The organism is Ectopseudomonas chengduensis (genome assembly GCF_900102635.1).
Lineage (GTDB): Bacteria > Pseudomonadota > Gammaproteobacteria > Pseudomonadales > Pseudomonadaceae > Aquipseudomonas > Aquipseudomonas chengduensis.
Genome location: NZ_FMZQ01000015.1, coordinates 90,387 through 111,960, shown reverse-complemented (window position 1 = coordinate 111,960; position 21,574 = coordinate 90,387). Strand labels below are relative to the sequence as shown.

General features: G+C 62.4%; 22 protein-coding genes. 5 read left to right on the top strand and 17 right to left on the bottom strand.

Translation table 11 applies throughout. The features are described from left to right. Positions 1 to 55 precede the first annotated feature (55 nt). The 12 genes from nosR to BLS08_RS21170 all read right to left on the bottom strand — a co-directional run bounded on the left by nosR (position 56) and on the right by BLS08_RS21170 (position 11,644). Positions 56 to 2,233 carry a transcriptional regulator NosR gene (nosR, locus tag BLS08_RS21225; protein WP_090337443.1) on the bottom strand — a complete coding sequence of 726 codons (2,178 nt, stop codon included), beginning with the start codon at positions 2,231 to 2,233 and terminating at the stop codon, positions 56 to 58. Between the two features lie 663 nt (positions 2,234 to 2,896). Continuing rightward, positions 2,897 to 3,373: a hypothetical protein gene (locus BLS08_RS21220; protein WP_139204284.1), complete on the bottom strand. Its 477-nt coding sequence runs from the start codon at positions 3,371 to 3,373 to the stop codon at positions 2,897 to 2,899. 203 nt (positions 3,374 to 3,576) lie between these two features. Further along, on the bottom strand, positions 3,577 to 4,182 hold the full coding sequence (locus BLS08_RS26625) for a hypothetical protein (protein ID WP_244155384.1): 606 nt from the start codon (positions 4,180 to 4,182) through the stop codon (positions 3,577 to 3,579). Between the two features lie 72 nt (positions 4,183 to 4,254). Beyond that, complete coding sequence (locus BLS08_RS21210; protein WP_090337440.1) at positions 4,255 to 4,851, bottom strand: hypothetical protein; 597 nt, start codon at positions 4,849 to 4,851, stop codon at positions 4,255 to 4,257. 4 nt (positions 4,852 to 4,855) lie between these two features. Beyond that, a complete protein-coding gene (locus tag BLS08_RS21205) occupies positions 4,856 to 5,152 on the bottom strand; it encodes a hypothetical protein (protein WP_090337438.1) in 297 nt (98 codons plus the stop codon). Then, positions 5,152 to 7,632, bottom strand: a complete 2,481-nt coding sequence (locus BLS08_RS21200; protein WP_090337437.1) for a toprim domain-containing protein — start codon at positions 7,630 to 7,632, stop codon at positions 5,152 to 5,154. The genes BLS08_RS21205 and BLS08_RS21200 overlap by 1 nt, the downstream gene beginning before the upstream one ends. Positions 7,633 to 7,637: 5 nt before the next feature. Next, the gene (locus tag BLS08_RS21195; RefSeq protein ID WP_090337435.1) at positions 7,638 to 7,910 is read right to left on the bottom strand and encodes a hypothetical protein; all 273 of its coding nucleotides are present in this window, start codon (positions 7,908 to 7,910) and stop codon (positions 7,638 to 7,640) included. Positions 7,911 to 7,912: 2 nt separating this feature from the next. After that, complete coding sequence (locus BLS08_RS21190) at positions 7,913 to 8,143, bottom strand: AlpA family phage regulatory protein (RefSeq protein ID WP_186351527.1); 231 nt, start codon at positions 8,141 to 8,143, stop codon at positions 7,913 to 7,915. 96 nt (positions 8,144 to 8,239) lie between these two features. Beyond that, positions 8,240 to 8,785 carry a hypothetical protein gene (locus tag BLS08_RS21185; protein WP_139204282.1) on the bottom strand — a complete coding sequence of 182 codons (546 nt, stop codon included), beginning with the start codon at positions 8,783 to 8,785 and terminating at the stop codon, positions 8,240 to 8,242. Continuing rightward, entirely contained in the window at positions 8,782 to 10,017 is a 1,236-nt protein-coding gene (locus tag BLS08_RS21180; RefSeq protein WP_090337432.1) for a tyrosine-type recombinase/integrase, read from the bottom strand. Before BLS08_RS21180 ends, BLS08_RS21185 begins: the two co-directional genes overlap by 4 nt. A 193-nt stretch (positions 10,018 to 10,210) precedes the next feature. Further along, positions 10,211 to 10,738 carry an inorganic diphosphatase gene (gene ppa / locus BLS08_RS21175; protein ID WP_013717208.1) on the bottom strand — a complete coding sequence of 176 codons (528 nt, stop codon included), beginning with the start codon at positions 10,736 to 10,738 and terminating at the stop codon, positions 10,211 to 10,213. A gap of 78 nt (positions 10,739 to 10,816) precedes the next feature. Next, positions 10,817 to 11,644 (bottom strand): M90 family metallopeptidase, encoded by an 828-nt coding sequence (locus BLS08_RS21170; RefSeq protein ID WP_090337430.1) that lies wholly within the window; start codon positions 11,642 to 11,644, stop codon positions 10,817 to 10,819. A gap of 114 nt (positions 11,645 to 11,758) precedes the next feature. Between BLS08_RS21170 and BLS08_RS21165 the strand changes: the two genes are divergently transcribed. Beyond that, the gene (locus BLS08_RS21165; RefSeq protein ID WP_090337429.1) at positions 11,759 to 13,342 is read left to right on the top strand and encodes a serine/threonine-protein kinase; all 1,584 of its coding nucleotides are present in this window, start codon (positions 11,759 to 11,761) and stop codon (positions 13,340 to 13,342) included. A gap of 27 nt (positions 13,343 to 13,369) precedes the next feature. Here the strand turns inward: BLS08_RS21165 and BLS08_RS21160 are convergent, their stop codons facing one another. After that, complete coding sequence (locus BLS08_RS21160) at positions 13,370 to 13,825, bottom strand: GNAT family N-acetyltransferase (protein WP_003463071.1); 456 nt, start codon at positions 13,823 to 13,825, stop codon at positions 13,370 to 13,372. A gap of 249 nt (positions 13,826 to 14,074) precedes the next feature. Here BLS08_RS21160 and mpl point away from each other — a divergent pair, with 249 nt between their 5' ends. The 4 genes from mpl to BLS08_RS21140 are packed head-to-tail and all read left to right on the top strand — an operon-like array spanning position 14,075 to position 16,649. Next, positions 14,075 to 15,430: a UDP-N-acetylmuramate:L-alanyl-gamma-D-glutamyl-meso-diaminopimelate ligase gene (mpl, locus tag BLS08_RS21155; RefSeq protein WP_090337427.1), complete on the top strand. Its 1,356-nt coding sequence runs from the start codon at positions 14,075 to 14,077 to the stop codon at positions 15,428 to 15,430. Next, on the top strand, positions 15,431 to 16,060 hold the full coding sequence (ubiX, locus tag BLS08_RS21150) for a flavin prenyltransferase UbiX (protein WP_021489517.1): 630 nt from the start codon (positions 15,431 to 15,433) through the stop codon (positions 16,058 to 16,060). It begins immediately after the preceding gene. Positions 16,061 to 16,071: 11 nt separating this feature from the next. Continuing rightward, positions 16,072 to 16,362, top strand: a complete 291-nt coding sequence (locus BLS08_RS21145) for a DUF2845 domain-containing protein (RefSeq protein ID WP_055987304.1) — start codon at positions 16,072 to 16,074, stop codon at positions 16,360 to 16,362. Next, the gene (locus tag BLS08_RS21140; RefSeq protein ID WP_090337425.1) at positions 16,359 to 16,649 is read left to right on the top strand and encodes a YceK/YidQ family lipoprotein; all 291 of its coding nucleotides are present in this window, start codon (positions 16,359 to 16,361) and stop codon (positions 16,647 to 16,649) included. Before BLS08_RS21145 ends, BLS08_RS21140 begins: the two co-directional genes overlap by 4 nt. Positions 16,650 to 16,734: 85 nt before the next feature. Here the strand turns inward: BLS08_RS21140 and BLS08_RS21135 are convergent, their stop codons facing one another. The 4 genes from BLS08_RS21135 to BLS08_RS21120 all read right to left on the bottom strand — a co-directional run bounded on the left by BLS08_RS21135 (position 16,735) and on the right by BLS08_RS21120 (position 21,572). Continuing rightward, complete coding sequence (locus BLS08_RS21135) at positions 16,735 to 17,214, bottom strand: YbaK/EbsC family protein (RefSeq protein ID WP_090337423.1); 480 nt, start codon at positions 17,212 to 17,214, stop codon at positions 16,735 to 16,737. A 121-nt stretch (positions 17,215 to 17,335) separates the two neighbouring features. After that, the gene (locus BLS08_RS21130) at positions 17,336 to 18,202 is read right to left on the bottom strand and encodes an MBL fold metallo-hydrolase (RefSeq protein WP_090337422.1); all 867 of its coding nucleotides are present in this window, start codon (positions 18,200 to 18,202) and stop codon (positions 17,336 to 17,338) included. Positions 18,203 to 18,368: 166 nt separating this feature from the next. Next, positions 18,369 to 20,141 carry an acyl-CoA dehydrogenase C-terminal domain-containing protein gene (locus BLS08_RS21125; protein ID WP_090337420.1) on the bottom strand — a complete coding sequence of 591 codons (1,773 nt, stop codon included), beginning with the start codon at positions 20,139 to 20,141 and terminating at the stop codon, positions 18,369 to 18,371. A gap of 57 nt (positions 20,142 to 20,198) precedes the next feature. Further along, positions 20,199 to 21,572 (bottom strand): solute carrier family 23 protein, encoded by a 1,374-nt coding sequence (locus BLS08_RS21120; protein WP_090337418.1) that lies wholly within the window; start codon positions 21,570 to 21,572, stop codon positions 20,199 to 20,201. Positions 21,573 to 21,574: the final 2 nt, after the last annotated feature.

Here is a 21,574-nt window from a genome sequence, read left to right as displayed (position 1 = left end):
GACGTCTTCAAACACAGGTCTAACAACCAGTTTCGAGCGGCTCGCAGTGGCGCGCTCAGGGTTCCACCACTTGCACGGGGATCAACTGCGGTGCAGCTGGGGCCTTCTTGTCACGCCGGGCGCGCTTGTTCTTCGCAATCAGCGGCGGACACTTGTTCTCGTTGTGATAGGTCATCTGGCAATCCAGGCAGTAATGGCATTCGTTGTGGTTGATATGCCCATCCGGATGAATCGCCTGCACCTCGCATTCATTGGCGCAGATCTGGCACGGACTGCCGCACTCCTTGCGCCGCTTGAGCCAATCGAACAGCCGGAAGCGACCGGTGATCGCGAGCCCTGCACCCAGAGGGCAGATGTAACGGCAGTACACCTTGCGGGTGAATATATTGATCACCAGCAATGCCACCGCGTAGAGCACGAACCACCACTGACGGTCGAACTTGAGGGTGATGGCGGTCTTGAATGGCTCCACTTCGGCAGCCTTCTCGGCCAGCATCATGGATTCCAGCGAGATACCGAACAGCACCAGCAATACGATGTACTTGATGGCCCAGAGCCGCTCATGCACGGCGAAGGGCACGTCGTACTGGGGAATTTTCAGCTTGCGCGCGGCTTCGTTGATCAGTTCCTGCAGCGCACCGAAGGGGCACAACCAGCCGCAGAACACGCCACGCCCCCAGAGCAGGATGCTCGCGGCGGTGAACACCCAGAGAATGAAGATCACCGGGTCGGTCAGGAACAACTCCCAGCGGAAGTCCTGCACCAGCGCATGAACGAAGGTCAGTACGTTGACCACCGACAGCTGCCCCAAGGCATACCAGCCGATGAACACCACGGTGAAGACCAGGTAGCCATGGCGCAGCATTTTCAGGAAGTTGGGGTGCTTGGCGAACTTGTCCTGCATGAAGAGGATGACGGTCAGCAGCGTCAGGGCGGCCAGGATCACGCCGATCTGGAAGCTCTTCTGGTACCAGATGTTGACCCACAACGGGCGGTTGGCCTCGTCGATGGCGGCCTGTTCCTCGGCGGTCAGCGGCGGACGCTCGAAATATTCTTCGGGCAACAGATAGGGCATCTCGAAGCTGGTGAAGATGCTCTCCACCGGACCGACCTGGCGACGCACCAGTAGCTCAAGGTTCCAGGGCGAGCCCGGATCGAAGCGGTACTGCTCACGGGCGGTGAAGATCGCCATCTCGAAGAAGTCCGGCATGCCCTCGGCATAAACGTCGGACAGGCGGATGAAATCCAGATCGCGGAAGCTGATGGTGTCGCCGAACTGGCGCAACTGCACCCGATCGAAGATGCCACCGCGCACATAGCCCGAGCCCTTGAAGGAGTATTCGCCGTTGGCCAGCACCGCGAACGCGTGCTCGCCCGGCTTGAGGTTCTCCATCAGTTCGCTGTACTGACGTTCGCCCAGCAGGTTGCGGCCAATGGTGGGCGGGTTCAGATGGGTGGCGTAGAGATCGATGAAGGTCTCGTCGCGCTGCTCCGCTGCGGCAACGTCGACACCCTCGGCCTCGGTGCCCTTGAAGGCATCGTCGACCTGGCCACGGGTAAGGTGCATGCGACGGATGGCGCCATTGCCCACCAGCTCGGTCCAGCTGGTCGGCTGGAAGACGTCCTCGCGCACCAGCGCCGGCTTGGGTCGCGCGGTGGCGCCCGCCTCGACCAGCCCCAGATCCACGGCCACGGTATGGGCCGCACGCATGACGATCTCGTTGATCACCATCACGGTCACGGTGGCGCCGGTAACGGCGTCGACCGTGACCGCGCTCTTGTCGCTGGAACGACCGACTACCACGCGCTGGTCGACGTGGATGCCGCTGTAGTTGGCGTTGAAGTCGTGAACCTTCTGCTCGGGAATACCGATGAGCACGATGGGTTCGTGGTGCTCGAGCATGTAGGCATCGACGATGACGCCCTTGGGGTCGAGCAGGATCTGCATGTTGATCGGCTTGCCGGAGTAGGCCGGCATGTCCGTGACGTTGATGCTCTGGAAGGCGTACCCGTAGATCGTGCCCACCCCGTCCGCAAGGGTGCGCACCTGGTACTCGCCCTCGGGCTCGGAAATTTCGGTGACTTTCGGGAAAAGCAACTCGATGCGTTGCTGCTCTGCTTCGTACTCTTTTGCCTGTGCCACGGATACACAGAACATCAAAGCCAGGAGGATCGTAAAGCCAGCTACCCAGCGGCGCGAGGTGCCGACGACTGCAAAACCTAGGGATTTCATTGATTTACTTTACTTCCACTGCTGGATGTAGTCGCCATGTTAGGGATGTCGCCCCAAGCCATCCTTGACGCTGATCAACCTCACGTCCTTGGGAGCTGTTTCATTGCGCCAAGTCAATGCCGTGCCGCTTAGTCACGTAAGACTCAGCCTAGACGATATCCTCTGCACTGTCTCCCGGCCGAAGCGGCGCCGCCTGGGGAGCCGCCCGCATCACCGTCGTTCACTTCCGTCCAGGCGGCGTCAGGTAGGCCGCGGTTGCACCCAGACACCATAATGTTGTTTGCCAGCGGATCTAGCGACGGTGAAATGGCTATGAAACAGATCTGTTCGAACACCCAATACCCTGTTGGACACGAAAATCTCGTCCAGCCTAAACCGGACGCACCCCGCTTTCAGGGTACGCACACCCCGCCGCCACCATACTGCCCGACACCCCAGCCCGGGACGGAGAGTACAACGTCCGCACCATCATCGGCGCCGAGCTCAAACGCCGCCTAGGCTCTTTCCGGATCAACAGCTTCGCCGATGATCTGGCCCTGGCTGCCCAGCACCTGTACCTCTCGGGCGATGGATATCAGCATTGCCGCCATCATCTCTCGCGCTGGGAGCCTGCTTCACAGGTTTGAACTGACGCCCCTCGCTGATGCCGGAGGCACGAGAGCATCAGTAACCATGAAAACGCGCCTGGTGCTGTTCGATCCAGGCACGATCCTCATCGGTTACAACTGGCCTGATGTTTCCCGCGCCATCTTCATAGAGCACCGTTGTAACGCAGAGTGGATCATCAGAAATTCGCTGCGAAACATAAGAAACATCCTCACCAGAGAAGCGCGGCAAGGGCGGCAGATCGGCTTCAATGTTTTTGAATATCTGCTCGAACAGTTGGGCGTTCGGGTCAGATACTGCATTCAGGTAGGTGACGCACCTGTGCTCTTGCCCATCGGGAAACACAATGCAGAACCGATCCGGCACTCGATAACGCTTCGCCGTCACATAGTCCGTCCGGGCAGCCATCTTGAGGAAATCCAATTTCGCTTTATCGGTGCCGGCAATGTTGTAGGCCCGTCCCGCCAGGGCATAGACGGTGCCGGTTGAGGCGTCATACAGCGCCCACAGATTGATAATCAGCTCTGCATCCATTCTCTTGAACCTTCCTTTCATAGCATTTCCGGATGCTGAGCCGCCGCCAGTTGGCTAGTCAAGTTTTGCCGTTTTAGCTCGAAGAACTGAACAACAACTACAGTTGCTCCCGCCGCCAGTGCTCCAGCTCCCTGAGCAGCGCTGCCAGTTCCCGTATCTGCGCTCTGGTCCCACCTTTGTCGGCATTGCGTGACGCCCGCGCTTTACCGCTGACGCTGGTCGGTCCGGTGCTGTGTTTCCAGGGTTGCCATTGGCGTATCAGCTCCGCCTGCCGCGCCCGCCGTTCGGCCGTCCAACCGCTCGCCATGCTCCACCTCCAATAGTTCGTTTGGCGCTTTTGGTTTTTTCTTCGCGCGCGAGCGCGCAGGGCTACCGTCGTTATTCACCTGTACCTGATTGCCAATGTTGGCCTGCTTCACGAAGGCCACCTGTTTCGGTGCCTTGAGTTCGCCCAAGGTTTGCAGCGTGGCGCGCGCCTGATTCTGCGCCTTCAGCGCCAGCTTCATGTAACGCTCCAGCTTGTCCATATCGGTGCTGGTCAGCGCATTGCTGGTCAGCCTGGCGAACAGGCCGTCCAGAGTATGGGCCTGGGCAATCAACATGCCTTCTGCCCGCGACAGGTCATTGCTCTGTACCGCAGCCGTCTGCTGTTTAAGCTCCGCGATCATTTCGTTGATCTGCGTGTGTTGAATGTTTTGGCAGATCGTCAGTACCGACGCACTGAGGCACTCGGGGCTGGTCACGGTGCGGGCCAAGGCCTGCTCTGTGGCTTCGCCATGCCGCAGTTCAATTCGCAGGTTTTGCTCCATGGGTTTCTCCAGGCTTTTCATTGATCGGGCCAGTGATGCTGATACGGATCGGCTCTTAGGGGCACGCTGTCGCTAGACCAAGCGCAACGCCACCTTTGCCTTCGGCCCAAACATTGCGCCGGGCGCGAACGGGTCGGGCAGCAGGTGCGTGGGTGTGATGTGGATGAACTCAGCAACTGCCAGAAAGGCAGCCTCGTACAGCGGGCTTCCTGCGCCCCATTTAGCGCTCCGGCGTTCGGAGCCGCTTTCCAGATCGTGAACGGCCACCAAGTGGGACAGGGTGCGCCAGCCTTCTCGCCGCGCGCGTTCACGATCCGCGCGGTTGATGTTCAGCAGATCGGCCAGCGCCTCGAAGCCCAGGGCGTCAGCGATACCGTCATGGTCCAACACGATCAGCCGACCATAACTCAGCAGCACAAGGCGCAGGCTCTCCCATTCAGCGGCGCGATGCTCGCGTGATTGTTCTTCCATCGTATCGGCGGCCAGCTTGGTGAACGGCTCGAACTGGCGCAGCTTGCGGGCTTGGCGTCGAAGCTCCCGACGTTCGGCGCATATCTGGGCACGGGCTTCGCACATACTCCGACAGACGCGCCGAGCAATGGTCAGGGTGTCGCGAGCCGTAGTGGTTGGCTTGAGACCGATCTCGGCCAGGGTGCGGATGATATTCATGGTTTCAGTTCTCCAAGATGTCGGCGTTAGGCCAGCGCCAGCGAGCGGCGGCTAAAGCTTCGGAATAGGTCATTGGCTGGCCGACCATGCGGCACTTCTCCCCGCTGGGTATGAGCACGTCCCAGGCGGTGCGCCGCATCTCGCCATCGTTGGCGGCGACCTCTGCGATCAGCACCAGGCGATTGCGCTTGATGTACTGCCGTAGGTCTGGCGTCAGCTTGCTGGATGGGGAAACGATCAGGCGCCCATCCTTGGCCTTTACGCTGAACCCCCGGCTGCTCAGGAAGTCGATGGCGGCCATTAGAAAACCTCCGCGTCGGCATCGTCGAACTCGGGAGTCTCGGTGGGGGATAAGTCCCGACTCGAAGTCCTGCATGTCCTAATGTCCTGCTGCTTGGCTGCTGTTGGGGTGTTTTGCAGGACTTCAGGACTTGCAGGACTTTGCTTCGGTAGCTTTCTTTTGATCTCCCACTTAACCGCGCCGCCGATCTTGCCCAAGCACTTGCAGTCAATGCCCAACTGTCGAAGCGCTGGTGCGGCTCGGCGTAGTGCGTCGCCAAGCCCTTTGGGGGAGCGCGGCCAGGAGTCGCAGCCGGTCGGGCGGTACTGTTCCAGGGTGAGCAAGATCTCCTTGGCTGGTGCTGTCACGCCTTGCGGACGCGCCTCGATCATGTCCACCACAGCCGCCGCAACAGGGCTTGCGTCAATAGTGCGCGCCAGGCTCTCTTGCCGGCTTGCGCCGAACTCCCGCATGAAATCCTCGGGGGCGTGTCCGGCAGCTTGCGCGACGGCCATTCCAAGGAGTGCGAACTCGACTAGGCGCGGACGGTCATCGGCGGTGATGCGCATGTCCGGCAGAACTGCCAGCGCCTTTGCCGCAATATCCAGCAGGCCGCCCAGCAGGTGAGCACGGTTCTCCTCGTACTCACGCCACAGGCCGGTTACTTCCTGGCGCTCGGTGATAACGGGCGTCTCGATGGTAATGGCGCGGTCCACAAGATCCTGTGCAGTCACAGCGGCGGAAATGCCGTTGAGAATGATCGGGCGCTTGACGGTGATGACGCTCTCCTCGGCGTCTGAGTACAGTTTGCGCTTGGCAAATCCGCCTCCGGTGGCGAGCACACAAAGCGCGTCCTGCATGGGTGCCGGCAGGTGGGAAATGTTCTCGTAACTGACCATTGCGCAGGCTCCGGCCGATACGAAAACATCCTCGACTGTCTTGGGTGCCCCGCGCAGGTCGCAGGCGTTGGGGTCGATCAGCCGGCGCAAGGCTATTTGTGTCGTGCTCTTGGCGCTCCCTTGCTCGCCCAGCAGCTCCATTACCGGAAAGGGTGTCTCCGGTCGCAAGCATTCAATCAACCACGTCAGGACCAGCAGGCGGGAACCCTGCGGCACGTTGGCGACCTTCCACAGCGCGTCGATAGACCCGCCGGGGATAGGATCGGGTAGCGGCTGCATAGACTCGGGGCGAACGAAGGCGATATCGACTTCCTCGACGATCTCCCAATGCCCAGCGCGAAGTCGAACGGCTCGGCTGCTGCCAGGGGCGGCCAGGTCGAGCCAATACTCTCCATTGCCGCCTGCCGTGCGCAGGTGAACAGAACGCAGTTCGCCGTGGAACCGACCAAGCCCGGCCAGGGTGGTTATTGCCTCGCGAATAGACTGGTCTCGGGGCGCCTTGCCCGTGTCCATGTAGAAGCCAGCCACCAGACAATCGCGGAACTGCCGACTGGGCAGGCTGCGGACTTCTCCGGTCTTGCGGTCGCGGACAAACACGTCTTTGTTCGAGTCGTGGAACAGCTCAAAGCGCTGCTCGACGAATTTGACCAGCAGCGACGCCTGGCTCTGCTTTTCGTCATCCTCGTCGCCTGGCTCGAAGTGTTGCTCGGTAGGCCCGTCATCCTCGGGCAAGTGATTGCCGGGCGCTGCCACCAGTTCGAGAAGCTGCTCGACAGTTCCGCCTGCATCAAGCCAGTCGGACACGTCGCCCTTAGGAGACAGGCCAGGGAGACAAAGCACTCGCACATCAGCCGCGACTATGCCGAGCGCGTGCGCTACCTTGTCGGCGTGCTTGCGCCCAGGCTCGTCGTTATCGGGCAGGATGACCACGCGGCGATCGGCAAAATGTTTGCTCAGTTCGTCCGGCCACTTTCCGGCGCCGCCTGCGTTACAGGTAGCAATCAGGCCAAGTGACTCCAGGCGGAGCACGTCTTTCTCGCCTTCGACGATGAACACCGACTGGCTAGGGTTCGCCTCGATCAGTTGCGGCAAATGGTAGGGAACCTGGCGCACGTCCTTAACCAACCAGATCCAGCCGCCTTTGCCGTCCGGCTTGCGCTGGCGAAAGTCTTTAGGCTCGAACCGGACTACCTCAAACAGCAGCCGGCCTTCCTCGTCCTTGTAGGCATAGGTGGTGTCGATTTGCGGCTTGACCAGGACTTTAGGACTTGCAGGACTTTGAGTCAGCTTCTGTTCTTTCAGTCCATTTTTCTCCAGCCAGCTCAATTGCCCGGCGCGGGTGGTGATGCCAGTCTTTCTTGAAATCAAGTCGAGCACGCCGCCGCCGATGCCCTCTTCGTGGTCGTGCCAGACACCCTTGTCCAGATCCACAGCAAGCGACCCATGCGAGCCGAAACGCAGCTCGGTAGGTTTACTGAGTGCTGCATTGGGATCTCCCAGCAGCAGGTTGGCGACTGGCCCAATAATGCCTTGTAGGTCGGCAGTGCCTTTCTCCGGGCAAAGCGAACCCTTCGGCGTGTGGACGCCGTTTTGAATAATCATTCGGGTTACTCCTTGTCGAAGCGGCAGTCGATGCCTTTCAGGGCGGCGCGACCGGAGTTCGCCGTGTCTCGAACTTCGCCAATGCGGGGCTTAACCCGCTCGGTGTCATCGTCTGCACGGACGTGCTGGTCGCTTTCCGGCAGGCTGTAGCGGGTGACGGTACAATGCTTGCCCCAGCGATTCGGCACCCGCTCTGGTTGGCGAGTGAACGCCAGGCCGTGGCGGTTCGCTAGCTCGGAAATGGTGCGGACGTTCTTGTTGGCGGCTCCGGTGCTCATGATTAACGACCCTCCAGACGATCTGCGACCCACTGGTCTACGAGATCACCGTCCCAGCCAACGGCGCGTTTGCCGATACGAATGGCTTTTGGAAACTTTCCATCGGCCATGAGCTGGTAGATCCAGGCGCGGCCAAAGCCGGTGGAGGCCATAACATGCCGTAGGCGGTAGATACGGCGTTGGGTGCGGGGAGCGTGGGCGTGGGTTTTCGCGGCTATGACTGTGGTGGGCATACCAAATCTCCTTGGCGTTCAAAACGCTTGAATGGATGGATCTGGTATCCCGATTATGGGTAGAGAAAACGTTGAAGCGAGGCTTACGAAAGATCTCTACCTATTCTGATTGCGTTGGGTTTTTGGCCTCCGCCCTGAAAGTCGGTTGTTCTTACAGATACGATCATATTGCTCGGCCTTTGGCCGCAGCATCGAAACTTCGGTTTGTAGGAGCGAGAGTTGCTGGCGAAGTCTGTTGCTCTCGTCTACGACCTTGCGAATCAGGTCGTGGCTGCGATTCAGGTCGGCAGGTAGAACAAGATCAACGATGTCGTCTGAGACGGTTGCGTATTCGTTTACTACCTCGTTCTGGGCGGGCTTCCGGGGAAGGTCGCCAAGAGTGAGAGGCCAATCAGTTTTGCCTTTGACTTTTAATAGCTGAGCCCACGAAACAAGTTCGGTGATTTCATAGGTTTGCCTACTGCTGCGCAGTAGGCTCTTCAGCTCAGCTTCCCGGACACGCTTTCTCCAGCGATCTATCGCCTGCCTTTCTTTCTCATGAGGCCGTATGTCTCGTGCCGCAAATAGCGCTGCGGCTTGACTCAACGTCAGCCGATCACCTGATTTGTACATATGTCCGGGGCAGTCTTCTGACGCGCTCATGCTCGCTTGAACTCGCCTTGAATGACATTTTCCGATGATCGCGTGGTAATAAAGCACGCCCACTCAGCCATCAGCGCCCGCCGCTTCTCCAGAAAATCGGATCTGGAATAGGCAGCTTCGGTCTGGTCGCGCTCGTCGTGCGCCAGCGCTAGTTCGCAGACTTCGCGCGGGTAGCGTGTCCGCTCGTTTGCCCAGTCGCGGAAGCTTGACCGGAAGCCGTGGCGGGTGATGTCGTCATGACCCAGGCTGTGCAATAGGGTACGAACGGCGTTGGCATGGATAGCTCCGGTTTTACCCTGACCCGGGAAAAGGAAAGGGCTGCCCTCAACGCGCGGTAGCTCCTGAAGCATCTTCACAACGGGCGGCGCCAAGGGTATCTCAAACGCCTTGCGCATCTTCATCCGAACGGCCGGCAGCGACCAAACGCCCGACTCCAGGTCAAACTCATCCCAGGCGGCCAAGCGAATCATTTGTGCTCGTGCGCCGGTAAAGATCATCAGGCGAGCGGCCACGGCAGCGCGCGAATCGTGGGCGGCGAGGGTGGTCATTAGTACCGGGACGTCTTGCCACTTCATCGCAGCGAAATGTTCGCGCTTTCGGGCCTTCTTCTTCTCCGCACGGCTCAGAAGGTTGTCCAAATGCCCACGCCAGCGGGCGGGGTTGTCGCCTTTTCGCAGCTTGCGAGCCTTGGCCGCATCCAGTACCTGTTCGATCTGTCCGCGCACTTCGTCAGCGGTGCGGGTTTTGCTGCCCCATATTGGTTGGAGAACACGTAATACGTCCTCGGTTTCGATATCCCCGACGGATTTCTTACCGATGATGGGGAAGGCGTACAGCTCCAGCTTGCGCAGCCAGCCCTTGCGCCACTTCTCTGACCAGGTAGTGCTATGCGCGGTGTGGTAGTCCATTGCCAGGCCTTGGAAGGTCACGCGTTGAGCTTCTTTGGCTCTTTGTGCCTCCCGTTCGGCTTCGCGCTTGGCATCCCTGACGGCCATCGGGTCGATGCCGTTCGCCAGTTGCTTGCGGTGCCCCGATGCGATCAGGCGCGCTTCCTTCAGGCTTACCCTGGGGTAGCCGCCTAAGCCCATATCGCGACGACGGCCCGCAATTTGATAGCGCAGCAGCCAAGACTTGCTCCCCGACTTCTGTACGGCAAGTCGCAAGCCTTCGCCATCATCATAAGACCCTTGCTCGCTCAGGTTCTCGACTTGCTTCGGGTTTAGCTTGCCCACGCTCCGCTCCTTGAATCTCTCCCCACACTTCTCCCCACACTTTTGCTCTGGATGGGGCTGGTTTTGGGTGGCTTCTGGTGGACAGATATTAGGCTGTAACCCGCATGGTGTCTAGGATTGAGCGGAAGTTGGTAGAAATCACTAGACAATAAAAAAGCCGGCTTGTGGCCGGCTTTTCGGAGGTGGTCAGGACTTATTTTTGGTAAGCCGCGACTGCCTTGTTGATCAGGCCGCGGGCTTCTTCAGCGCCGCCCCAGCCTTCTACCTTGACCCACTTGCCCTTCTCCAGATCCTTGTAGTTCTCGAAGAAGTGCTTGATCTGCTCGATCAACAGCGCGGGCAGGTCGGTGTATTCCTGAACGTCTTTGTATAGAACGGTCAGTTTGTCGTGCGGGACGGCAACCAGCTTGGCATCGCCGCCGGCTTCGTCGCTCATGTGCAGTACGCCGACCGGACGAGCGCGGATCACCGAACCCGGTGCGACCGGATAAGGAGTCACGACCAGCACGTCGAGGGGGTCGCCGTCGTCAGCCAGAGTGTGCGGGATGAAACCGTAGTTGGCCGGATAGAACATCGGCGTGGCCATGAAGCGATCGACCATCAGGCAATCGGTGTCATGGTCGATTTCGTATTTGATCGGCGCGTGGTTGGCCGGGATTTCGATGGCAACGTAGATGTCGTTCGGCAGGTCTTTACCAGCCGGGATCTTGCTGTAGCTCATGGGGGAAACTCCCAGGGAGGGCCAAAAAAGTGGGGCGCATTATAGGCGTATTCGCAATGCGTTACTACGGCGGCCTACTCAGCCATTGGTCGCGTTTTCGATCTTCTGGTAATCGGGGTGTTGCGCCTGCAAGCGCTGCAATCGGGCGAGTGTGTCCTGGCGGTAGAACAGCGCCAGTTGCCGGTAGACATCCGGGAAGGCGTCGGCCAGCAGGTCTGGGGCGGTGAAGAAGTATTCGCTGGTGACGGCAAAGAACTCTGCCGGGTCTTCGGCGGCGTAAGGGTCGATGGCGGTTTCGGCCTCGGGGTTGGCGTCCAGCTCGGAGTTCAGGGCGTCATAGGCGCTCTGCATGGCGTGGGCCCAGTCCTGCACACGCATGTCGCGGTGCAGCGGCGGCAGGCCATTGGCGCCGCCTTCGAGCATATCCAGCTTGTGTGCCAGTTCGTGGATCACCAGGTTGTAACCTTCCCAGCCGCCACTGGCCTCGACCCCGGGCCAGGCGAGGATCACCGGGCCCTGTTGCCAGGCCTCGCCGCTGCGCGCGTCGTCCCATTCGTGTTCGATGCCGCTGGCATCGCGGTGGCGCTGCGGGCTGATGAAGTCATCCGGGTAGAGGACGATTTGGTGAAAACCCCGGTACCAGTCCAGATCGCCCAGGTGTAGCAGTGGCAACTGCGCCTGGGCGGCCAGCAGCAGGTGCTCGACCGGGCCTAGTTCCAGGCCCGGCAGGGCGGTCAGCTGTTTGTCATGCAGAAACAGCACGGCGCGCTCGCGCAACTGCTGCTCTTCGTGCTCGTCGAGGCCATCGAGAATTGGCAGGCGTCTGCGTACTTCAGCCCAGTGGGCCGGATCGACAGGGTTGTTTTCGAGGGTGCGACGACGGCGCCAGGCCTTGAAGGACCACATGCATGCGGGCTCGTTGAGAAGACCCGGCCACCATAAGCACACCAGGCGCTCGCCACAAGTCGGCATAAAGGCTGCAAAGCCTCTCGCAGCTTCGCTGCAGCAGGAGAGCTGAGCATGGCGCTGCAACTGCTGGAACACCCGGGCATCACGCTGGCGTCCGGCACCGGACTGGACTTGCCGCACCAGGCCGCGCGGGCTCGGGCGATGTGGCTGGCCGGTCGCCGGCAGCGACCGCCGTTGCTGCTGGTCGTGTTGCTTTGGGCGCGCCACTGCCCTGATGTGGTGCAAAGCCTGGAGCGTCATCTGGACGCCCTGTTCGCCGATTTTCGCTGTACGCCTGAGGGTTGGAGTGAAACCCAGGCGGCGCGCCAGGTGCTGGCCGCACTGAATCTCCAGTTGTTTCGCCGGCTGCAGGCCGGGCAGGGCGTCGCCGACTTACATGCCGGTGTGCTGCTGATGCAGGGCGATGAGTTGCAGTTTCTGCAGGCGGGCAGTGTCGGCCTAGCGCGTGCGCACAAAGGTGTCTTGCAGATTCTGGCAGGTCGTGAGGGGCAGGCTCTCGGCGTCCAGGCAGAGCTGGCGCTGGTTCAGCACAATCTGTTGCCCAGCCGTGGCGAGCATCTGCTACTGGCGCCGCAACCGCTGCTCGATGTGAGTGATCTGCAAGGGCTATGTATCCAGGCGCAGGGTGGCTTGTGCGAGCGGTTGCAGCCGTTGTTGCAGGCCCCCGGCGCTGCAGTGCTGCTCGGCGTGGGGGAAACCCAGTGCCTGACGCCGGCGCGGTCCGCTGCGCCGCGCCTGGCGCTGGCGCAGATGGCCTGCGGCCAGCAGCTCGATGGTTGGACGCTGTTGCGTCAATGTCCTTATGGGCCGCCTGGGCGTTTGTATGTCGGGCGTGACGAGTCCGGACGTGAAGCCGTGCTCTGGTTCGCCGAGGAAGATGCAGGCGAAGCCTTCTGGCAGCGTGAGTGGGCGTTGCGGCGCAGTCCGCAGCAGGCGTTGCCGCAGGTGTTGTCGCCGCATCAGGCGCGCAGTCACGCGTATCTGGTCCTGGCCAAGCCGCCCCGCGGCATGCGCAACCTGTTCGATTGGGTGGCCGCCCATGGTGCGCCGGATACACAGACGCTGATGGGGGTGGTGACGCAACTGATCGCAGCCGTGCGTTCGTTGCAGCGCCGTGGCATGCAGGGGCTTTGGCTAAACCCCAGGCAGATTCTGCTCGGTGATGACGGGAGGGTGCTGTTTCTGCCTGGCGCAGCTGCGATCCTGCCCGGTGTAGCGCGTCAGCCTGTGCCTGAGCAGGCTGTGCCGCTGGCGCCGGAACTGCGCAGCGGCCGTGCACTGGATGGTCGTGCCGATCAGTTCGCCCTGGCGGCGCTGATGTACTGGCTGATGTCGGGGCAATGGCCGGAGGCGGCGCGCAGCGACGTCAAGCCTGGACACTGCTACGTGCCTCTGGCGACCTTTACCGTGCATGTGCCGCAAGGCTGGGATGGCGTGCTGGCCCGCGCCCTGGCGCCGCAGCCACAGGCACGTTTCGAGGCGCTATCGGAATTTCAGCTGGCATTGCAGCAGCCCTTGCAGGCGCGTCGCAGTCAGGCGCTAAGGCGGGCACCCTTGCAGATGGCACGCCTGGCTGTGTTGGGTCTGGGCACGCTGTCGTTGCTGTTGGGGCTGCTGCTCAGTCTTGGTGGCTGACGGGCAGCCGCTGCGCCTGCGAGGCGATCAATCGGAGTTGATCGGCAGTACGTAGTTCTTGAACTGTTCGTCCTCGACGAAGCCGATGGACTCGTAGACCTTCTGCGCCACCTCGTTGTCGCGGCTGGTGGCCACGCGCATGCGCACGGCGTTGGTTTCCTTGGCCATTTGCTTGGCGGTGTGCAGCAGGCGGTCGGCAACCAGTTGGCGGCGAGCATCCTCGGCGACGTAGATGTCGTTGAGAATCCACACGCGCTTGAGCGAAAGCGAGGAGAAGCTGGGGTAGAGCTGGCAGAAGCCGAGCAGCTTGTCTTCATCGTCGGCCAGGGCCAGGTAGATCACCGACTCCTTGCGGCGCAGGCGCTTCTCGAGGAACTTGCGTGACGACTCGGGGTAGGGCAGCTCGTTATAGAACTCGCGGTATTTGACGAACAGCGGGGTCAACAGGTCCAGGTGCTCCAGGGTGGCTTGGACGATGCGCATGGTGGGCCTCGGCTTCTCTCTGTAGTGGGGCAGGAGTGGCGATGCAGCTGTTGTGCCAGCGGGTCAGTCGATGCTGCCTCAAAGCCAGTTGAATGCGCAATCCAAGCAAGCGTTTGATTTTCTGGCTGTGGAGCAACTTGGCATTGGTGCATCTGTCTGAGCTGGGCGCAGCAGTCGCCTGGCGGGTGCTGTGCTAACCTGCCGCCATCGCTTTAAGCCCTATGAACAGGGCGCGTTCAGAGGTCATCAATGCACATCCATATTCTCGGTATCTGCGGCACTTTCATGGGGTCGCTGGCTGTTCTGGCCAAAGAGCTCGGCCATCGCGTCACCGGCTCCGATGCCAACGTTTACCCGCCCATGAGCACTCAGTTGGAAGCCCAGGGCATTGAGCTGATGGAGGGCTTTGATCCGGCGCACCTGCAGCCGGCACCGGATCTGGTGGTGGTGGGCAATGCCATGAGCCGTGGCAACCCGGCGGTGGAATACGTGCTGAACAAGGGGCTGCCCTACGTTTCCGGGCCGCAGTGGCTGGCCGATCACGTGCTGCAGGGGCGTTGGGTGTTGGCGGTGGCCGGCACCCACGGCAAGACCAGCAGTTCCAGCATGCTGGCCTGGGTGCTGGAACATGCCGGTATGAGCCCGGGCTTTCTGATCGGCGGCGTGCCGCAGAATTTTGGTATTTCCGCGCGCCTGGGCGGCACGCCGTTCTTCGTGGTCGAGGCCGACGAGTACGACAGCGCCTTCTTCGACAAGCGCAGCAAGTTCGTCCACTACCGCCCGCGAACAGCGATCCTCAACAACCTGGAGTTCGATCACGCGGACATCTTCCCGGATCTGGCGGCCATCGAGCGGCAGTTCCATCATCTGGTGCGCATCATCCCCAGCGAGGGGCTGGTCATCCATCCGGCCAGCGAAAGCGCGCTGGCGCGGGTGATCGAGATGGGCTGCTGGACGCCCGTGCAGACCACCGGTGAAGGTGGCCAGTGGCAGGCACGTCTGCTCAGTGCGGATGGCTCGCGCTTCGAGGTGAGCTTCGACGGCAAGGTCGAGGGTACCGTAGAGTGGAACCTGACCGGCCAGCACAACGTCGCCAACGCCCTGGCCGTGCTCGCCGCAGCGCGCCATGTCGGCGTGGTGCCGGCGCTGGGCATCGAGGCACTGGGCCAGTTCATCAATGCCAAGCGGCGCATGGAGAAAGTCGCCGAGGTGAACGGCGTGACCATCTATGACGACTTCGCCCATCACCCCACGGCCATCGCGACCACACTCGATGGCCTGCGCAAGCGTGTTGGTGACGACACTCAGGTGATCGCGGTGATCGAGCCGCGCTCCAATTCGATGAAACTCGGCGCCCATCGCGACGGTCTGGCCGAGTCAGCCGCACAGGCCGATGCGGTGTTCTGGTACGCGCCGCCCAATCTCGGTTGGGACCTGGCCGCCACCGTGGCGCAGGCGCGCAACCCGACGCGCGTGTGCGACTCGCTGGAGTCGATCATCGATGGCGTGAAGGCCCTGGTGCGCCCCGGCACCCAGGTGGTGATCATGAGCAACGGCGGCTTCGGCGGCCTGCATGGCAAGCTGGCAGCAGCTCTGGAGGGATGAATGTCTGGCCCTGAGAGAATAACCCTGGCGATGACCGGCGCCTCAGGCGCGCAGTACGGCCTGCGCCTGCTCGATTGTCTGGTGCAGGAGGATCGCGAGGTGCACTTCCTGATCTCCAAGGCCGCGCAACTGGTGATGGCTACCGAAACCGACGTGGCGCTACCGGCCAAACCGCAGTCCATGGCCCAGTTCCTGACCGAGTACACCGGCGCGGCGCCGGGGCAGATTCGCGTTTACGGCAAGGAAGACTGGATGGCCCCGGCTGCCTCCGGCTCCGGCGCGCCGACGGCCATGGTGGTGGTGCCGTGCAGCACCGGCACCCTGTCGGCCATTGCCAGCGGCGCCTGCAACAATCTGATCGAACGCGCCGCCGATGTGGCATTGAAGGAACGCCGCCAATTGATCCTGGTGCCGCGTGAGGCGCCGTATTCGAGTATCCACCTGGAAAACATGCTCAAGCTGTCGAATCTGGGCGTGACCATCCTGCCGGCATCGCCCGGCTTCTATCATCAGCCACAGACGCTGGATGATCTGGTGGACTTCGTGGTCGCGCGCATCCTCAATTGCCTGAATATCCCCCAGGACATGTTGCCGCGCTGGGGCGAGCATCATTTGGTGTCGGATGACTAAGGAGAGTGCTGATGTCCATTGTGAGTCGCTGTGTGTTGGGAAGCGTCCTCACCTTGTCGTTGCTGCCGGTTGCAGAGGCCTCCATGCGCTGCGGTACCGCCCTGGTTTACGAGGGCGAGCGTAGCGTCGAGGTGTTGCGCAAATGCGGTGAACCCGATCAGCGTGAGGTGACGCCACCCAGCAGTCCACAGGGTGGCGGCGTGACAGTCGAGCAATGGATGTATGGGCCTCGCAATGGCGTCTATCGCTACCTGCGTTTTCTCGATGGCAAGCTGGTGGAAATAAGGGGCGAGCGCGGATGAGACGGACTTTGGCACTCACTCTGCTGCTGGCGCTGAGCCTGACCGGCTGCGCCACCGTGCGTACGCTGGATGCGGCCAAGCCCGGTGCCCCTGTGGTTTATGCAGGGACGCGGCTGGACTGGTATGCGATCAATGGCGGCTGCTGCCCGCTGGATCGTTTCGGCGCCGAGGCACCGCGTTACGCGGGGCTGGATCTGCCGGCCAGTGCGCTGCTCGACACCCTGCTGTTGCCGTTTTCGCTGGCTACGGCGCTGGGTGTGAGCCTCGGTGTCAGCGGCGGGTTGTAGCCCGGGTTGTAGCCCAACGGATGCAATCCGGGAAAGGCGCTGGTGCGCGCGGCGCGGGCTACCGGATTGGCGTTGGTGGCGTCGTTCAGCAGGTTTCCGTTTCCACTTCCTGGCACACGTCGATCCACTCGGCTCCGACCAGTTCGGCCATGCGCGGCGGGGCGATGCGCACCGCGCTGTGGGTGGCGCCGGCCGCTGGCAGCACTTCATCGAAAGCCAGCAGCGAGCGGTCGCAGTAGACGCTCAGGGGCGTGGCCAGGCCGAATGGGCAAACGCCGCCGACCGGATGGCTGGTCAGTTCGACCACTGTTTGCGCATCGAGCATGCGTGCCTTGGTGCCAAAGCATTCCTTCATCTTGCGATTGTCGATGCGCGCATCGCCACGGGCGACGATCAACACGTCACGCTCGGCGATGCGGAAGGCCAGGGTCTTGGCGATCTGCCCTGGCGCCACGCCATGCGCTTCGGCAGCCAGCGCCACGGTGGCGGTGCTGGTCTGCAGCTCGATGATCGTGATGTCGGGCGCCTTGGCGGCGAAGAAGGCGCGGACAGAGGCCAGGCTCATGAAACGGTCCCCCAGGGCTGTCGAGATGAGCACGGTGCGCCGCTGCTGCAGTCGTGACCGTGCTGAAAAACAAACGGCCATGCTCGCGCTGCATGGCCGACACGTCAATGCTGAGATAGCCTCAGTTTGCCAGCCGATGGGCTGCTTTTGCTGTCTCATCGAGCCCGTAGCGACCTTTTTCGTCTCGCGTCACCCGGCCCATGGCCACGTCGGGGTCGTGGGTGAATACCAAACGGCCGCCGCGGGCGACCAGGTCGGCCAGCAGCGCCTCCTTCTCCTCGATCAGGCCTTCAGGGAAACGGTCGTAACCCATGGTGATCGGCAGGTGCACCCAGGGCGCGCCAGGGATCAGGTCGCCGGGAAACACCACCGGCCCGCCCGGCATGGCCACTTCCGGCAACAACTGGCCCGGTGTGTGGCCATCGCTCCAGTGCAGGCGCCAATCGGGGCCGAGCAGTGCGCAACTGTCGGTTTCATCGATCAGATGCAGGCGTCCGCTGGCCTCCAGCAGAGCCAGCAACTCCGGGATGTAGGAGGCCTTGTCGCGGGCGTGTGGCGTGCAGGCGCGCTGCCATTGGCGTCGACCGGTGACGAAGCGCGCGTTGGGAAACAGCAGGCGTGCCTGCTCGCCATCCTGCCAGGCGGCGAGCAGGCCGCCGGCGTGGTCGAAGTGCAGGTGGGTGAGCACGACGATATCGATATCGGCATCGCTCAGGCCGAGTTTCGCCAGTTCATCGAGCAGGACGTGATGCGCTTCCTGCACGCCGAAGCGCTGTTTCAGCTCGGGGCTGAAGAAGGCGCCGATGCCGGTTTCCACCAGGATATTGCGCGCGTCTTCCTGCACCAGCAGGGCGCGGCAGCCGAGGTCGATGCGGTTCAGTTCGTCGGCCGGCATCCAGCGTTGCCAAAGGGCCTTGGGCGCGTTACCGAACATGGCGCCGCCATCGAGTTTCTGGCTGTTGCCGGTCAGGGTGGTCAGGGTTCGCATGACGGTATCTCTTGTTCTTGAAGGCGGCTGTGCTCGATCTTGTATTGTCGCCGAGCCTTGCCGGGGGAAAAGCGCCGGCGCCGGTGAATAAAAAGCGCGGCGCCGAAGCAGCCGCGCAACACGCTCAAACCTGTAGGGCGGGTGAAACCCGCCGGATCAGGGGTGGCTAGAACTGCTCTGCAGCCAGACCATAAAGCGGCTGGCTGCCGGCACGAATGCTCGCCTCCAGGCTCAGGGTGCGCGGCAGCAGACGGGCGAAGAAGAACTCGGCGGTGGCCAGCTTGCCGCCATAGAAGGCCTCGTCTTCGCCCTGCTTGCTTTGCGCCACGGCGGCCATGCGTGCCCACATGTAGGCGTAGGCGACGTAGCCGAACAGATGCAGGTACTCCACCGAGGCGGCGCCGACGGCGTTAGGCTCGCTCTTGGCCTGCTCCAGCAGCCAGCCGCTGACCGCCTCCAGGCGCTCCAGGGCCTCGATCAGGCGTTCGCGGTAAGGCGATTCATGGGCATGGGCGAAGTCGCGCACCTCGGCGGCGAACAGTCGCAGCGCGGCGCCGCCGTTGGCCACCACCTTGCGCCCGAGCAGGTCGAGTGCCTGGATGCCGTTGGTGCCTTCGTAGATCTGTGCGATGCGCACGTCGCGTACCAGCTGTTCCTGGCCCCATTCGCGGATATAGCCGTGGCCGCCGAATACCTGCTGGCCATGCACGCAGCTTTCCAGCCCGGTGTCGGTGAAGAAGGCCTTGGCCACCGGGGTGAGCAGGGCGACCAGGGCTTCGGCGTTGTGGCGCTCGTCGGCGTCCTCGGCGTACTTGGCCAGGTCGAGCTGCTGACCGACATAGCAGGCAAAGGCCCGGCCGCCCTCGTTCAGCGCCTTCATGGTCAGCAGCATGCGGCGTACGTCGGCGTGGACGATGATCGGGTCGGCGATCTTGTCTTTGGCCACCGGGCCGGTGGCGGCGCGGCTCTGGATGCGCTCGCGGGCGTAGCTGACGGCCGACTGATAGGACGCCTCGGCGCAGCCGATGCCCTGGATGCCGATGGACAGACGCTCGTAGTTCATCATGGTGAACATCGCCGCCAGGCCCTTGTTGACCTCGCCGATCAGGTAGCCGGTGGCGCCGTCGAAGTTCATCACGCAGGTGCTTGATGCCTTGATACCCATCTTGTGCTCGATGGAGCCGCAGCTCACGGCGTTGCGCGATCCAAGGCTGCCATCGGCGTTGACCATCACCTTGGGCACCAGAAACAGCGAGATGCCCTTCGGCCCGGCCGGTGCGTCCGGCAGCTTGGCCAGCACCAGATGGATGATGTTCTCCGTTAAGTCTTGTTCCCCGCCGGTGATGAAGATCTTGCTGCCGGTGATCCTGTAGCTGCCGTCGGCCTGCGGCTCTGCGCGGGTGCGGATGATGCCCAGATCGGTGCCGGCATGGGCCTCGGTCAGGCACATGGAGCCGGCCCAGCGGCCTTCGTACATCGGCGGCAGGTAGGTGGTTTTAAGGTCTTCGCTGGCGTGGGCGTCGATGGCCAGGCAGGCGCCGGAGCTCAGCGCCGAGTACAGCGCGAAGCTGGAGCCGGCGGCGTAAAGCATCTCCTCGAAGGCCACGGCGAGCATCTTGGGCATGCCCATGCCGCCGTAATTCGGGTTGCCGGACAGGCCCACCCAGCCGCCTTCGGTGTAGGTAGCATAGGCCTCGCGAAAACCGGCCGGGGTGCGCACGTTGCCGCCATCCCACTGCGCGCCTTCCTCGTCGCCGCTGCGATTCAGCGGAGCGATCAGCGTGCCGGTGACCTTGGCCGCCTCTTCGAGGATGGCGTCGGCGGTGTCGGCATCGACGGTTTCCGCCAGGGCCGGCAGGCGTGCCCACAGGCTCGGCGCCTGGAAGACTTCATGGAGGACGAAGCGCATATCGCGCAGCGGGGCGTTGAATTCGGGCATGGTGCAACCTCGACAGCGGAGGCGCCGCGACAGGCGCGGCGCGTGGAACGAAATGCGTCAGTCGGCTTCCGCCGGACTACGCGACTTATCCTTGATGCTGGTGAATTTAAGCAGATGGGTGCGTTCGACCAGGATGTACAGCGCAGCGCCCGCGGCCAGGCCCCAGCCCGCGCCGTAGACGGCGAGCACCACACCCATGGTGCCGGCGATGCCGCGCTCGGTGTTGTTGTTGAGCTGCTCGAAGCCGACCATCAGGCAGATGTAGCCGGTGAGGATCAGCGTCAGCGACAGGGCGATCGGCAGCACCGGCTGGAAGAAACTGACCAGCGGCAGCATGAACAGCGCGGCGAAACCGGTGATCCAGAAGGTGCCGGCGCCGCTGTAGATCGAGTCCATCGCCTTGCGCCCGTACTTGTAGCGCTCGGCCATGGTCGCCGCCACCGCCGTCCACAGCGGGCCAGCCAGGCCAGGGTAGGGCGCAAAGAAGGCATGCAGGGCGTTGCGGATGGCGGTCACCAGGTGAATTCGGTCGACGTTGTTTTCGATCACCTCGTCGGTGCGCAGTTCATCGGCGCGCTGCATCAGCGACTGGCCGACGATGATGTCGCCGAAGGCGATCACGTAGGCGATCACCGCGGTGGGCACGGCCAGCATGAACACGTCCAGGCCGGGGAAGCCGACGTTGAAGGGCAGGTAGTTCCACATTTCGCCGAAGGCCGGCGCGGTGATGCCCCATTTGACGTCCGGCATCTTGTACTCGCCCACGGCGATGCCGATGAAGATGGCGATCAGCATGCCCGGCACCATGCCGTAGTTGACGATCTTGCGCGCCAGCGGCACGCGCTCGGTCAGGCCCTTGAACGACACCGAGAACATCAGGTACAGGCAGATCAGGCTGCCCAGCACCAGAGAGATCGGCGTGTTGGCCAGGCGGCCGCCGGCGCTGATCTCGCCCATCAGCGCGGCGATGCCGGCGCCGATGATGATGCCGCCCTTCATCGAGTTGGGGATCAGTCGCACCAGGGCGCTGCCCAGGCGGGTGACGCCGAGGAAGAGGAAGATCACGAACACCAAGAACTGCAGGGCGAACAGCGCCTGAATGGCCGCGGGACCTGGCTCGTAATTGCCGAGAAACAGCAGCACCACCGGAATGCCGGGAGTGATCCAGCCGGGCACCAGCGGCACGCCGAGCAGCGCCGGCAGCATGAAGCCGATGCCGCACACCACCACGTAGGCCAGGGCCACGTCGTAGGGCAGGCCGAGGTATTTCTCCAGCAGCGGGATCATCGCCAGGCTGACCACGAACATGATCAGTGCCTGCAGCATCTCCGCGGTTTCCCAGCGGTAATGCACGAACGGCAGGCGCAGCTTGAACGGGCCGAGGGGCCAGTACGGTTGTTCGTCGCCGTCACGGCGCTGGAAGATTTGCATGA

Excerpts from the sequence above, each read along its gene's own strand:
- nosR (WP_090337443.1), bottom strand. The coding sequence starts at position 2,233 with ATGAAATCCCTAGGTTTTGCAGTCGTCGGCACCTCGCGCCGCTGGGTA.
- BLS08_RS21220 (WP_139204284.1), bottom strand. The coding sequence starts at position 3,373 with ATGGATGCAGAGCTGATTATCAATCTGTGGGCGCTGTATGACGCCTCA.
- BLS08_RS26625 (WP_244155384.1), bottom strand. The coding sequence starts at position 4,182 with ATGGAGCAAAACCTGCGAATTGAACTGCGGCATGGCGAAGCCACAGAG.
- BLS08_RS21210 (WP_090337440.1), bottom strand. The coding sequence starts at position 4,851 with ATGAATATCATCCGCACCCTGGCCGAGATCGGTCTCAAGCCAACCACT.
- BLS08_RS21205 (WP_090337438.1), bottom strand. The coding sequence starts at position 5,152 with ATGGCCGCCATCGACTTCCTGAGCAGCCGGGGGTTCAGCGTAAAGGCC.
- BLS08_RS21200 (WP_090337437.1), bottom strand. The coding sequence starts at position 7,632 with ATGATTATTCAAAACGGCGTCCACACGCCGAAGGGTTCGCTTTGCCCG.
- BLS08_RS21195 (WP_090337435.1), bottom strand. The coding sequence starts at position 7,910 with ATGAGCACCGGAGCCGCCAACAAGAACGTCCGCACCATTTCCGAGCTA.
- BLS08_RS21190 (WP_186351527.1), bottom strand. The coding sequence starts at position 8,143 with ATGCCCACCACAGTCATAGCCGCGAAAACCCACGCCCACGCTCCCCGC.
- BLS08_RS21185 (WP_139204282.1), bottom strand. The coding sequence starts at position 8,785 with ATGAGCGCGTCAGAAGACTGCCCCGGACATATGTACAAATCAGGTGAT.
- ppa (WP_013717208.1), bottom strand. The coding sequence starts at position 10,738 with ATGAGCTACAGCAAGATCCCGGCTGGTAAAGACCTGCCGAACGACATC.
- BLS08_RS21170 (WP_090337430.1), bottom strand. The coding sequence starts at position 11,644 with ATGTGGTCCTTCAAGGCCTGGCGCCGTCGTCGCACCCTCGAAAACAAC.
- BLS08_RS21165 (WP_090337429.1), top strand. The coding sequence starts at position 11,759 with ATGGCGCTGCAACTGCTGGAACACCCGGGCATCACGCTGGCGTCCGGC.
- BLS08_RS21160 (WP_003463071.1), bottom strand. The coding sequence starts at position 13,825 with ATGCGCATCGTCCAAGCCACCCTGGAGCACCTGGACCTGTTGACCCCG.
- mpl (WP_090337427.1), top strand. The coding sequence starts at position 14,075 with ATGCACATCCATATTCTCGGTATCTGCGGCACTTTCATGGGGTCGCTG.
- ubiX (WP_021489517.1), top strand. The coding sequence starts at position 15,431 with ATGTCTGGCCCTGAGAGAATAACCCTGGCGATGACCGGCGCCTCAGGC.
- BLS08_RS21145 (WP_055987304.1), top strand. The coding sequence starts at position 16,072 with ATGTCCATTGTGAGTCGCTGTGTGTTGGGAAGCGTCCTCACCTTGTCG.
- BLS08_RS21140 (WP_090337425.1), top strand. The coding sequence starts at position 16,359 with ATGAGACGGACTTTGGCACTCACTCTGCTGCTGGCGCTGAGCCTGACC.
- BLS08_RS21135 (WP_090337423.1), bottom strand. The coding sequence starts at position 17,214 with ATGAGCCTGGCCTCTGTCCGCGCCTTCTTCGCCGCCAAGGCGCCCGAC.
- BLS08_RS21130 (WP_090337422.1), bottom strand. The coding sequence starts at position 18,202 with ATGCGAACCCTGACCACCCTGACCGGCAACAGCCAGAAACTCGATGGC.
- BLS08_RS21125 (WP_090337420.1), bottom strand. The coding sequence starts at position 20,141 with ATGCCCGAATTCAACGCCCCGCTGCGCGATATGCGCTTCGTCCTCCAT.
- BLS08_RS21120 (WP_090337418.1), bottom strand. The coding sequence starts at position 21,572 with ATGCAAATCTTCCAGCGCCGTGACGGCGACGAACAACCGTACTGGCCC.